The organism is Pseudomonas sp. Z4-20 (genome assembly GCF_051131955.1).
GTDB classification, from domain to species: domain Bacteria; phylum Pseudomonadota; class Gammaproteobacteria; order Pseudomonadales; family Pseudomonadaceae; genus Aquipseudomonas; species Aquipseudomonas marvdashtae.
On sequence record NZ_CP071641.1, the window covers coordinates 5,159,709 to 5,172,283 of the forward strand.

The following is a 12,575-nucleotide window of genomic DNA, read 5'->3' on the forward strand; positions in this document are numbered from 1 at the left end:
CTGGATCGGACGTCGTGAAAAACAGATTTGCCTTACATCTGATAAGCCAAAAACTTCAGGGCGCGCTGTACTTTCTGACAGACAAATTTTGCGTCGTGGCCGCTAACGCTTTCCGCACGGCGCGCTGATTGTTTACAACCGGCCCGACGATTCGGACGGACGCCCATGAAAAACGGCCCGCCTCCAAGGGAGGCGGGCCGTTTTTTGATGCCAGGGACGAGCCGTACGGGCCTCGCCAAAAGCTTACTGGTTCAAGCGGAAATCTTTCTCGGCCGCGTCGAAGCGCTGCAGCATACCGGCGGTAGGCGAGCCCATCTTGCTGACGAAATAGATAGCCAGGCTGGCGAAGATGAAGCCCGGAATGATTTCGTACAGGCCCAGCAGTTCGAAATGTTTCCAGACAACGACGGTGATCGCGCCAACCAGGATACCGGCCAGGGCGCCATTGCGCGTCATGTTCTTCCAGATCACCGAGATCAGGACCACCGGACCAAACGCGGCACCGAAACCGGCCCAGGCGTAGCTCACCAGGCCCAGTACACGGTTTTCCGGGTTAGCGGCCAGGGCGATGGCGATCAAGGCCACCAACAACACCATGGCACGACCGACCCAGACCAGTTCCAGCTGGGAGGCGCTCTTACGCAGGAAAGTCTTGTAGAAGTCTTCGGTCAGGGCGCTCGAGCACACCAGCAACTGGCAGCTCAGGGTGCTCATCACCGCGGCCAGGATGGCCGACAGCAGTACCCCGGCAACCCAAGGGTTGAACAGGATCTTGGCCAGTTCGATGAACACTCGCTCAGGGTTTTCGGTGACCGGGCCCGCGACTTCAGGATGCGCCGAGAAGTAGGCGATACCGAAGAAACCGACGGCAACGGTGCCGCCCAGGCACAGGATCATCCAGGCCATGGAGATGCGACGCGCCTTGGCGATCGACTTGACCGAATCCGCCGCCATGAAGCGCGCCAGGATGTGCGGTTGGCCGAAGTAGCCCAGGCCCCAGCCCATCAGCGAGATGATCCCGATGAAGGTGGTGTTTTTCAGCATGTCGAACGAAGTAGGATCTTTCGCTTCGATGGCCAGGAAAGTGGTGTCGACGCCGCCAGTGGCCAGCAGCACGATAATCGGCGTAAGGATCAACGCGAAGATCATCAGGGTGGCTTGTACGGTATCGGTCCAGCTCACGGCCAGGAAACCACCAATGAAGGTGTAGGCGATGGTCGCGGCGGCACCGGCCCACAGCGCGGTCTCGTAGGACATGCCGAAGGTGCTTTCGAACAGACGGGCACCGGCGACAATGCCGGAAGCGCAGTAGATGGTGAAGAACACCAGGATGACGACCGCCGAGATGATTCGCAGCAAACCGCTGGTGTCTTCAAAACGGCTGGAGAAATAGTCTGGCAGCGTCAGCGCATCGCCGTTGTGCTCGGTCTGGACCCGCAGGCGACCGGCCACGAACAGCCAGTTCAGGTAGGCACCGATGATCAGGCCGATGGCGATCCAGCTTTCCGACAGGCCGGACATGTAGATAGCACCGGGCAAACCCATCAACAACCAGCCGCTCATGTCGGAGGCACCGGCAGAAAGCGCCGTCACGACACTGCCCAGGCTGCGACCGCCGAGGATGTAATCGGAAAGATTATTGGTGGAGCGATAAGCCATCAGGCCGATCAGGACCATGGCTGCGATGTAGATCACGAAGGTGATCAGGGTGGGGTTGCTAACACTCATGAGTTACGCCCTGGCTTTGTTTTTATGGTGCGGTGGCAGTTGAAAGCGCCGACAACGCAGACGTTGTACCGACGTTTTGCAGACCCGCAAATTTATGACTGATGTTTCCCCAGGAAAGCCATCAGCCGATGCCCCTCGACTTGAGCCGGTTGCACCTTGGCCGCGAATGCTATTCAACAAATCAAATAAGGTGCAACCAGTTTCGTTCGAATCAGTTGCACCCAGTCGGTTTTTTCGCCGAACCGGCCGTTTTTGCTCCCTTTTAGTGCAGTACCGGCGATTTGCTAGAAGCCAAAGCACTAAGCGGGTGCAGTTAAATGAACAGAGGAATTCTTTTCCTGACAAGCTGCGGAATATTCCGACAAAAAAAGGGTTGCACCCGGTTGCACCTCATTCAGCTCGCAGCTAATCTTGCCGCCAGCTGATGCCACGCGGTACGTGGCAAACATGAGGATAAAAATATGGCTACCACCACCCTTGGGGTCAAACTCGACGACCCGACCCGCGAACGCCTCAAGGCGGCCGCGTCCTCGATTGATCGCACGCCGCACTGGCTGATCAAGCAGGCAATCTTCAATTACCTGGAGAAACTCGAGGGTGGTGCAACCCTGACCGAACTGAACGGTTCGATCCGCGCCGACAGCGACGACGCTGGCGAGGTCCAGGCCGATCACGCTCACCAGTGCTTCCTGGAGTTCGCCGAGAGCATCCTTCCACAATCGGTCCTGCGCGCGTCCATTACCGCCGCTTACCGCCGCCCGGAACCGGAAGTGGTGCCGATGCTCATCGAGCAAGCGCGCCTGCCGGCGCAAATGGCCGAGGCCACCAACAAGCTGGCCGCGTCGATTGCTGAAAAATTGCGCAACCAGAAGAGTGCCGGCGGCCGTGCCGGGATTGTTCAGGGCCTGCTGCAGGAATTTTCCCTGTCCTCCCAGGAAGGCGTGGCGCTGATGTGCCTGGCCGAGGCGCTACTGCGCATCCCGGATAAAGGTACCCGCGATGCCCTGATTCGCGACAAAATCAGCACCGGCAACTGGCACCCACACCTGGGCAACAGCCCGTCGCTATTCGTCAACGCCGCCACCTGGGGCTTGTTGCTGACCGGCAAACTGGTCGCCACCCACAACGAAGCGGGCCTGACCTCCTCCCTGAGCCGTATTATCGGCAAGAGCGGCGAGCCGATGATCCGCAAGGGCGTCGACATGGCCATGCGCCTGATGGGCGAACAGTTCGTCACCGGCGAAACCATCGCCGAAGCCCTGGCCAACGCCAGCAAGTTCGAAGCCAAGGGTTTCCGTTATTCCTACGACATGCTGGGTGAAGCCGCGCTCACCGAACATGACGCCCAGAAGTACCTGGCCTCGTACGAACAAGCCATCCACTCCATCGGCAAAGCGTCCCATGGCCGTGGGATCTACGAAGGCCCAGGCATATCCATCAAGCTCTCGGCCCTGCACCCGCGTTATAGCCGCGCCCAGTACGAGCGCGTCATGGAAGAGCTTTACCCACGCCTGCTGTCGCTGACGCTGTTGGCCAAGCAATATGACATCGGCTTGAACATCGACGCCGAAGAGGCCGACCGTCTCGAGTTGTCCCTGGACCTGCTCGAGCGCCTGTGCTTCGAGCCGCAATTGACTGGCTGGAACGGCATCGGCTTTGTTATCCAGGCCTACCAGAAGCGTTGCCCTTATGTGATCGACTACGTTATTGATCTTGCCCGTCGCAGCCGCCACCGCCTGATGATCCGCCTGGTGAAAGGCGCGTACTGGGACAGCGAGATCAAGCGCGCCCAGGTCGAAGGCCTGGAAGGCTATCCGGTGTATACCCGCAAGGTTTACACCGACGTTTCCTACATCGCATGCGCGCGCAAATTGCTGTCGGTACCGGAAGTCATCTATCCGCAATTCGCCACGCACAACGCCCATACCCTGTCGGCCATTTACCATATCGCCGGTCAGAACTATTACCCGGGCCAGTACGAATTCCAGTGCCTGCACGGCATGGGCGAACCTCTGTACGAACAGGTTGTAGGCAAGGTCTCCGAAGGCAAGCTGAACCGTCCGTGCCGTGTGTACGCCCCGGTCGGCACCCACGAAACACTGCTCGCCTACCTCGTACGCCGCTTGCTGGAAAACGGCGCGAACACCTCGTTCGTCAACCGCATCGCCGACCAATCCATTTCCATTCAGGAATTGGTGGCCGACCCGGTAGCAAGCATCGAGCAGATGGCGACGCTGGAAGGTGGTTTCGGCCTGCCGCACCCACGCATCCCACTGCCACGCGACCTTTATGGCAGCGAGCGCGCCAACTCCAGCGGCATCGACCTGGCCAACGAACATCGCCTGGCCTCGTTGTCCTGCGCCCTGCTGGCCACTGCTCATAACGACTGGAAAGCCGCGCCGATGCTCGGTTGCGCTGCCAGCGAAGAGTCCCCGGCACCCGTACTGAACCCGTCCGATCACCGCGACGTGGTCGGCCATGTGCAGGAAGCCACCGTCACCGACGTCGACAACGCCATCCAGTGCGCCCTCAACGCCGCACCGATCTGGCAGGCCACGCCACCGGCCGAGCGCGCCGCGATCCTCGAACGCGCCGCCGACCTGATGGAAGGCGAGATCCAGCCGCTGATGGGCCTGCTGGCCCGCGAAGCCGGCAAGACCTTCGCCAATGCCATCGCCGAAGTGCGCGAAGCCGTGGATTTCCTGCGCTATTACGCGGTGCAGGCGCGCAACGATTTCACCAACGACGCTCACCGTCCATTAGGCCCAGTGGTCTGCATCAGCCCGTGGAACTTCCCGCTGGCAATTTTCAGCGGCCAGGTCGCCGCCGCATTGGCCGCCGGCAACCCGGTATTGGCCAAACCCGCCGAGCAGACGCCGCTGGTGGCTGCCCAGGCGGTGCGCCTGATGCTCGAAGCTGGCATTCCGGAAGGCGTCCTGCAATTGCTGCCGGGCCGTGGCGAAACCGTCGGTGCCCGCCTGGTGGGTGACGAGCGGGTCAAAGGCGTCATGTTCACCGGTTCCACCGAAGTCGCGCGTCTGCTGCAACGCAACATCGCCGGACGCCTGGACAACCAGGGCCGACCGATTCCGCTGATCGCCGAAACCGGTGGCCAGAACGCCATGATCGTCGACTCCTCGGCGCTGACCGAACAAGTGGTCATCGACGTGGTGTCCTCCGCCTTCGACAGCGCTGGTCAACGCTGCTCGGCCCTGCGCGTACTGTGCTTGCAGGAAGATTCCGCCGACCGCGTCATTGAAATGCTCAAGGGCGCCATGGCCGAATCGCGCCTCGGCAACCCCGAACGCCTGTCGGTGGATATCGGCCCGGTGATCGACGCCGAGGCCAAGGCCGGCATCGAGAAACACATCCAGGCCATGCGCGACAAAGGCCGCACCGTGTACCAGATGGCAATCGCCGACAGCGAGGAATGCAAGCGCGGCACCTTTGTGATGCCGACCTTGATCGAGCTGGAAAGCTTCGATGAGCTGCAGCGCGAAATCTTCGGCCCGGTGCTGCACGTGGTGCGCTACAAGCGCAAGGAGCTGGACCTGTTGATCAACCAGATCAACGCTTCCGGCTATGGCCTGACCCTGGGCGTGCACACCCGCATCGACGAGACCATCGCCAAGGTGATCGACAACGTTCACGCCGGTAACGTCTATGTGAACCGCAACATCGTCGGCGCCGTGGTCGGTGTGCAGCCGTTCGGCGGCGAAGGCCTGTCGGGCACCGGTCCGAAAGCCGGTGGTCCGCTGTACCTGTACCGCCTGCTGTCGACCCGCCCTACCGATGCGATCCAACAATCGTTCGTGCGCGGCGATGCCCTCGCGGCGCCGGACCTGCGTTTGCGCGACGCCATGAGCAAACCGCTGACGGCGCTGCAAGCCTGGGCCGACAGCCAGAAACTCGCCGAGCTGAGCGCCCTGTGCGTGCAATTCGCGGCCCAGTCGCAAAGCGGTATCACTCGCCAACTCACCGGCCCGACCGGCGAACGCAACAGCTACGCCATCCTGCCGCGTGAGCACGTGTTGTGCCTGGCCGACGTGGAAGGCGATCTGCTGACGCAACTGGCGGCCGTACTGGCTGTAGGCGGCTCGGCCGTCTGGCCGGAAACCGACGCCAGCAAGGCTCTGTTCGCACGCTTGCCGAAGGACATTCAGGCGCGCATCCAGCGGGTGGCCGACTGGACCAAGGACGATGTGCTGTTCGACGCGGTCTTGCATCACGGCGACTCGGATCAACTGCGTGGCGTTTGCCAGCAAGTGGCCAAGCGTGCCGGGGCTATCGTCGGGGTGCATGGTTTGTCTCAGGGCGAAACCAATATTGCCTTGGAACGCCTGGTGATCGAACGTGCGCTGAGCGTTAACACCGCCGCAGCGGGTGGTAACGCCAGCCTGATGACGATAGGTTAAGGGCAGTTGTAAGTTTCGAGCTGCAAGCTGCAAGTAAAAGCAAAGCAAAAGCAAAAGCAAAAGCTTGCTCTTGCTCTTGCTTGTAGCTTGTAGCTTGTAGCTTGTAGCTTGTAGCTTGCAGCTTGCAGCTTGCAACCCGCCGCTTGTACTGCTTTATCAACCCCATCAATCATCCTGTTCAGCCTTTATCAGCCCGCCTAGACTCGGCCCACTTCCAAAAAAGGTAGGCCGCCATGTCCGAGACGTTGCTCAGTTCCCGCAATCTGGCTTTCGAGCTGTATGAAGTCCTTGATGCCGAAGGCCTGACCCAGCGCGACCGGTTTGCCGAGCACAATCGCGAAACCTTCGACGCAGCCCTTGGCACCGCCCGCAGCATTGCCGAGAAATTTTTCGCGCCTCACAACCGCAAGAATGATGAGAACGAACCGCGCTACGAGAACGGCGAGGCGATCCTGATTCCCGAGGTGAAACCGGCGGTGGATGCCTTTTTGGAGGCCGGTTTTCTCAACGCCGCGCGCAGCTTCGACGCCGGCGGAATGCAACTGCCGACATTGCTGTCCCAGGCCTGCTTCGCGCATTTCCAATCGGCCAATGCCGCTTCGACCTCTTATCCGTTCTTGACCATGGGCGCGGCGAACCTGATCGAGAGCTTTGGCAGCGACGAGCAGAAACAACGCTTCCTGCAACCGATGATTGACGGTCGCTTCTTCGGCACCATGGCCCTGACCGAACCTCACGCAGGCTCGTCGCTGGCGGATATTCGTACGCGCGCAGAGCCGGCTTCCGACGGTACCTATCGACTCAAGGGCAACAAGATCTTTATCTCCGGCGGCGATCATCCGCTGTCGGAAAACATCGTGCACATGGTCTTGGCGAAATTGCCGGATGCACCGCCAGGTGTGAAAGGCATTTCGCTGTTCATCGTGCCCAAGTTTTTGGTCAACGACGACGGCAGCCTCGGCCCGCGTAACGACGTGCTGTTGGCCGGGCTGTTCCACAAGATGGGCTGGCGCGGCACCACGTCTACCGCGCTCAACTTCGGTGACAACGGCGAATGTGTCGGTTATCTCGTAGGAAAACCGCACCACGGCCTGAGCTATATGTTCCAGATGATGAATGAGGCGCGAATCGGCGTGGGTATGGGCGCGGTGATGCTGGGCTATGCCGGCTACCTGTACTCCCTCGAATACGCCCGCGAACGTCCGCAGGGTCGGGTACCCGACAGCAAGGACCCGACCGCCGCGCCCGTGGCGATCATCCAGCACGCCGACGTGCGCCGCATGTTGCTGACGCAAAAAGCCTACGTGGAAGGCTCATTTGACCTGGGCCTGTACGCGGCACGGCTGTTCGACGACACCACCACCCTTGAAAGCGAGGCCGAGCGCCGCAGGGCCCATGAGCTGTTGGACCTGCTGACGCCGGTCGTCAAATCCTGGCCATCGGAGTTCTGCCTGAAGGCCAACGAGTTGGCGATTCAAATCCTGGGCGGCCACGGCTACACCCGCGAATATCCGGTGGAGCAGTATTACCGCGACAACCGCTTGAACCCGATTCATGAGGGCACCCACGGTATCCAGTCGCTGGACTTGCTGGGGCGCAAACTGGCGCAAAACGGCGGTGCCGGGCTTAAACAACTGATTCGCCTGGTGGCCGACACCACCGAACGTGCCCAGCCCTATGAATCGCTGACGTCCTTGCGTCAGCCGCTGGAAGCCCTGGTGGCGCGCCTGCAATCGGTCACCCTCGGCCTGCTGACAGACCTGGCCCAAGGCAAGGTCAACAGCAGCCTGGCCAACTCAGCGCTGTACTTGAAGGTCTTTGGGCACTTGGTGATCGGCTGGCGCTGGCTGGAACAGGCGATCCGTGCCGAGGAAGGACTTGCCAGGGGCAATGCAGCGGACAGCGACTTCTATCACGGCAAGCTGCAGGCCGCGCGTTACTTCCTGACTTGGGAAGTGCCAGGCTGCCATCACGAACTGACAATTCTAGAGACGCGAGACGATACGTGCCTGGCGATGCGGGACGAGTGGTTCTAAGCCAAGACATTCAACACGGCTCAAATCCAATCGCGAGAAAGCTCGCGATGGGCTTCACGCCTGCTGAATAGTCTTGGCAATCACCTCGACCGTGGCGTTGACCTGTTCCTGGCATCGGTCGAGTTCCGCCCGGTGCTGCTTTTGCATCTCGATCTGCTGCGAGCACAGGTTCATGGCCGCCAGCACCAGCAGGCGGTCACCGATCAGGGTCGGGTATTTGCGCTTGGTATCGGCCAGGGCGGACTTGAGCATCGAAGCGGCGTCCAGCAAGGCCTGCTCCTGCCCGGCCGGTGCCTTGATCGAATAATCCTCCCCGAGAATCGAGACGACTGTTACCCCGTCGGCCCCGGGTTTCATGCGCTGGCCGTTGCGTTGCTGGCGCGCTCGACCAGAGCCTGGATACGCGCGGTGGTAGCGCCATGCAATTCTTCCTGCTCCATGAGGTTCAACTGCAGGTTTTCGTTTTCATCCTTGGCCTTGGCCAGTTCAGCGCTCAGGGTTTCATTCAGCCCGGCGAGGTGGCGGTTCTGTTGCACCAGGTCGTTGACCAGTTGCTCCAACTGACTGAGGGATGCTTCCAACATATTGATTTCCAGGCTTTTTCAAGGGGCGCGTACGATAAAGAAAAGTCACCGCCGACGCCATGGTTCATAGGCGGCAGTGCTTCGCTCGCGAGCTGTAGAGACTGCGCGCTCAGAATCTGGTTCCTACCCTTCGTCGCACCGCCGGCCACGGACTGCGACAAAAGCACGCAGCGCCCTCAAGACTTGACAGGCCAGACCGATAAGTCAGTGAAACCAGTCATAGCCCAGCACGGACGCGCTTCTTCACGGTAACTTCCATGTCCCTACGTAATATGAACATCGCGCCGCGGGCGTTCCTGGGGTTCGCCCTTATCGGTGCCCTGATGCTGGCCCTGGGCGTGTTTGCCTTGAGCCAGATGAGCAAGATCCGTGAATCGGGCGAAACCATCGTCCAGAACAGCGTACCCAGCATCAAGGCCCTGGACGAGTTCACCCAGCTCGCCCTGCGCCTGCGTGTGTTGTCCTATCGCCTGCTGACCAACCGCGAATCGGACGTCCAGCAAAAAACCTACGAGCTGTTCGAGCAGCGCAACCAGCAGATCCGCGAAGCGCAGACCGAATATGAAAAACTCATCAGCGCCCCTGACGAACGAGCCGCCTACGACCAGTACGTACAGCTGCTGAACCAGTACCGCCAGCTTGAAGAGCGGATGAAAACCCTTTCGCGCAATAATCAGCTCGACCAGCTGCAAGCGCTGCTCAACACCGAGTTGCTGAGCAACTCCGACGCCGTCAACGCGGCGATCACCCGTCTTACCGAGATCAACAACCGGCAAGCCGAGACGCTCAACCAGGACGCGGCACACCAGTACTCAACAGCGTTCACCTGGGTCGTCACGCTGCTGGCCATCGCCACCGGCCTGACCCTGCTGTTCGCCTGGCTGCTGACCAACAGCATCACCAAGCCGATTGCAAACGCCTTGGACGCCGCCGAAGAAATCGCCAAGGGCAACCTGACGCGGCCGATCACCGTTGATGGCAGCGACGAAGCCGGCCGCCTGCTGCGAGCGATGGCGACCATGCAAGACAAATTGCGCGACACCCTGCAGCGGATCTCCGGCTCGGCCACGCAACTGGCCTCCGCCGCCGAAGAGCTCAACAGCGTCACCGACGAAAGCGCCCGTGGCCTGACCCAGCAGAACAACGAAATCGAACAAGCCGCCACGGCGGTCAACGAGATGACCAGCGCCGTGGAAGAAGTTGCGCGCAACGCCGTCAGCACCTCCGAAGCCTCGAAAAACGCCACCACATCGGCGGGCGACGGCCGCGACCTGGTGCAGGAAACGGTCGGCGCCATCGAGCGCATGAGCGCCGATGTACAGAGCACCGCGACGCTGATCGGCAATCTCGCCAACGAATCCCGCGATATCGGCAAGGTGCTCGATGTGATCCGTGGCCTGGCCGACCAGACCAACCTGTTGGCCCTGAACGCGGCGATCGAGGCAGCCCGTGCCGGTGAAGCAGGTCGTGGTTTTGCCGTGGTCGCCGACGAAGTGCGCGCCCTGGCTCATCGCACCCAGCAGTCGACCAGCGAGATCGAACGCATGATCGGCAGCATCCAGAGCGGCACCGAACACGCCGTGGATTCGATGCGCAACAGCACCGAGCGCGCCGAGTCGACGCTGAACATCGCTCGCGGTGCCGGGATGTCCCTGGACACGATCAACACGGCCATCGTCGAAATCAACGAACGCAACCTGGTCATCGCCAGCGCCGCCGAAGAACAGGCCCAAGTGGCCCGTGAAGTGGACCGCAACCTGGTGAACATCCGCGACCTGTCGGTGCAATCGGCCACCGGCGCCAACCAGACCAGCGCCGCGAGTGCAGAGCTGTCGCGTTTGGCGGTGGATCTGAACAGCATGGTTGGGCGGTTCAGCCTTTAAACCGCGCATTGGTTGATTGCTCACAAACAGTGAGTAACCAACCCTCTGGCTTTCGTGGCGAGGGAGCTTGCTCCCGCTTGGCCGCGCAGCGGCCGCTGCCCTTAAAAGCGGCGACTGCTTCGCAGCCGAGCGGGAGCAAGCTCCCTCGCCACGGTGTTTCCACTCTGGAATCCGCCCTTTTTTCAAACTTCCGGCTTACCTGGGATCGACGGTATCCAACGCCCGGTTTGCCAATAGCTCCCCTATCTCGATCAACTGTTGCAGCCCCAACGCAACGTGCCGTCGCGAGCCTTTCAGGTCGAACGCCAGGTCACTGGCCATCGCATTGGCCGAGGCCAGGGTTTCGCTGAGGTTGGCCAACAGGCTTTCAACATCGACGCCCTCCACGACGGTGAACAGCTGGTCCGGCGCCTTCTTCTTGGGCTGGGCGGTTTTAGGGTTCAGATAGGAATCGATGACCTGCTCGGTGTTGGCGTCGGCCGCGATATCCAGATGCAGCGGTGGAACGGGTGGGTCTGGGATGAGTTTGTCCATGGAATGCTCCTAACGTAAATGGGAGCCGCCACGTTCGCTGCTAAACGAGGGGGTGGCAGCCGTACGCAGGTTAGCAGACCGGTACGTTAGGAAACCGGCGCACCCGAGGATGCCCTGCGCACAGCCGCCATAAGAATTCGGGCAATAAAAATGCCCGCACTGAATGGCAGTTGCCATGCGCCTAACGTGACTCCGAGCTGCTAAACCCGACCGCTGATGGGCAGCGGTGGACGAAGACTAGGCACCGAAATCAGCAGGCGCAAGAGGCTGGGATTTTCTAGGAAATGTCCTGCAAGTCAATGGGGAATATTCTTTGCGCCGATTCCTACGGCGAGCCTGTTTAGACATTTTCCGAAACGAACCCTGCCTGCAAACCCACCATGACTATTGAAGCGGCTGCTCGACTGGATCAGAAGGCGCAGCTGTACCGGCCGAGTCCATCACCTTCGCGGAACGCCCTGTCTCGAGATCCCGAACCTCGTAATACCACCACTTCATCGAAGACCTGCCATAAAGACCGTAGGTATGACCGCCGACCAGATCAACCGTCATCTCCACGGGCCTACTGTATTCAGTTCCAATGGCGTGCTTGACGGAAAGCTTGTGCCGTCCTGCTCCGAGTCGATATTCAGTTTGACGGGCTAGCCAATATAACGACGTATCGTCATCGATCTTGGATATCGACAGACTTTTGTCGAACTGCCGAATTGTCGCGACCTCATCCCAAGGTTTTCCTTCTGCGCTTTTATGCTCGTAGTGAATGCAACCGGTCAAGGTGAAGCAAGTCAAACCCATTGCAATAAAGCGTGAAACAACATCATGTCTCATCAATGGCCCTCCAAGGCACTTTATTTCGATCTAGCGAAAAAATGGCGCAGTTTTATTTAACACCTCAGCGATACGCACCCCTTCCTCCTTTTAATTGAATCCGCTCCCGCCCCCTGAAAGCAAAAAACACCCCTTCAGTTTTTGCACAACTTTACTCATCTCCGCAAGCGGAGGAGTATCGCCCGAGGAATATATACTACACAGCGACATATCTTCAGGATAATCAAAATCCGCATATATCTCTTGAAGCCTACGCAACTTGCTTTCATCGCTCTCAGTGGATTCTTCGATACAAAGCAAAAATGCTAGGCGCCATTTATCTATACCGAAAGCAACGTCCTCTCCTTGCAGTTGCCCCTCGATCAACGAGAGAAGTTCTTCATCAGATAAGTAGTCGCCGCCCGCGATTAAAACGACATCCTGACTGTCCTCACCATCTTCAAGCTTATCGATAGCATATTTAAAAACATCATTTCTTTTCACCCACCCCTTCTTGAGCCCTAAATGGATGGTCGACCAGCACACCAATCCTAACTTCGACAGCATGTTGAATGGTGACATAAATTG

At 59.7% G+C, this 12,575-nt stretch carries 8 protein-coding genes and 2 pseudogenes; 4 read left to right on the forward strand and 6 right to left on the reverse strand.

The window, feature by feature from the left end; genetic code table 11:
• Nucleotides 1–243: 243 nt before the first annotated feature.
• A complete protein-coding gene (gene putP / locus J3P82_RS23595; RefSeq protein WP_434558981.1) occupies nucleotides 244–1,728 on the reverse strand; it encodes a sodium/proline symporter PutP in 1,485 nt (494 codons plus the stop codon).
• A gap of 461 nt (nucleotides 1,729–2,189) precedes the next feature.
• On the opposite strand from putP, the gene putA reads away from it, so the two are divergent.
• On the forward strand, nucleotides 2,190–6,143 hold the full coding sequence (putA, locus tag J3P82_RS23600; RefSeq protein WP_434558983.1) for a trifunctional transcriptional regulator/proline dehydrogenase/L-glutamate gamma-semialdehyde dehydrogenase: 3,954 nt from the start codon (nucleotides 2,190–2,192) through the stop codon (nucleotides 6,141–6,143).
• Between the two features lie 233 nt (nucleotides 6,144–6,376).
• Nucleotides 6,377–8,179: an acyl-CoA dehydrogenase gene (locus tag J3P82_RS23605; RefSeq protein WP_434558985.1), complete on the forward strand. Its 1,803-nt coding sequence runs from the start codon at nucleotides 6,377–6,379 to the stop codon at nucleotides 8,177–8,179.
• A gap of 54 nt (nucleotides 8,180–8,233) precedes the next feature.
• Here the strand turns inward: J3P82_RS23605 and J3P82_RS23610 are convergent, their stop codons facing one another.
• Both J3P82_RS23610 and J3P82_RS23615 read right to left on the reverse strand, forming a co-directional pair.
• Complete coding sequence (locus J3P82_RS23610) at nucleotides 8,234–8,536, reverse strand: cell division protein ZapA (RefSeq protein ID WP_434558987.1); 303 nt, start codon at nucleotides 8,534–8,536, stop codon at nucleotides 8,234–8,236.
• Nucleotides 8,533–8,763, reverse strand: coding sequence for a hypothetical protein (locus tag J3P82_RS23615; protein ID WP_434558989.1), 231 nt, complete (start codon nucleotides 8,761–8,763; stop codon nucleotides 8,533–8,535). The genes J3P82_RS23610 and J3P82_RS23615 overlap by 4 nt, the downstream gene beginning before the upstream one ends.
• Nucleotides 8,764–9,086: 323 nt before the next feature.
• Here J3P82_RS23615 and J3P82_RS23620 point away from each other — a divergent pair.
• Both J3P82_RS23620 and J3P82_RS23625 read left to right on the forward strand, forming a co-directional pair.
• A pseudogene (locus tag J3P82_RS23620) lies at nucleotides 9,087–9,743 on the forward strand (MCP four helix bundle domain-containing protein); the annotation flags it as partial.
• Nucleotides 9,744–10,046: 303 nt separating this feature from the next.
• Nucleotides 10,047–10,646, forward strand: a pseudogene (locus tag J3P82_RS23625) (methyl-accepting chemotaxis protein); the annotation flags it as partial.
• Nucleotides 10,647–10,841: 195 nt separating this feature from the next.
• On the opposite strand, the gene J3P82_RS23630 reads toward J3P82_RS23625, so the two are convergent.
• The 3 genes from J3P82_RS23630 to J3P82_RS23640 all read right to left on the reverse strand — a co-directional run bounded on the left by J3P82_RS23630 (nucleotide 10,842) and on the right by J3P82_RS23640 (nucleotide 12,569).
• Nucleotides 10,842–11,180 carry a DUF6124 family protein gene (locus J3P82_RS23630; protein WP_434558991.1) on the reverse strand — a complete coding sequence of 113 codons (339 nt, stop codon included), beginning with the start codon at nucleotides 11,178–11,180 and terminating at the stop codon, nucleotides 10,842–10,844.
• Between the two features lie 384 nt (nucleotides 11,181–11,564).
• Nucleotides 11,565–12,008, reverse strand: a complete 444-nt coding sequence (locus J3P82_RS23635) for a hypothetical protein (RefSeq protein WP_434558993.1) — start codon at nucleotides 12,006–12,008, stop codon at nucleotides 11,565–11,567.
• A gap of 90 nt (nucleotides 12,009–12,098) precedes the next feature.
• On the reverse strand, nucleotides 12,099–12,569 hold the full coding sequence (locus J3P82_RS23640; protein ID WP_186611807.1) for a DUF2247 family protein: 471 nt from the start codon (nucleotides 12,567–12,569) through the stop codon (nucleotides 12,099–12,101).
• Nucleotides 12,570–12,575: the final 6 nt, after the last annotated feature.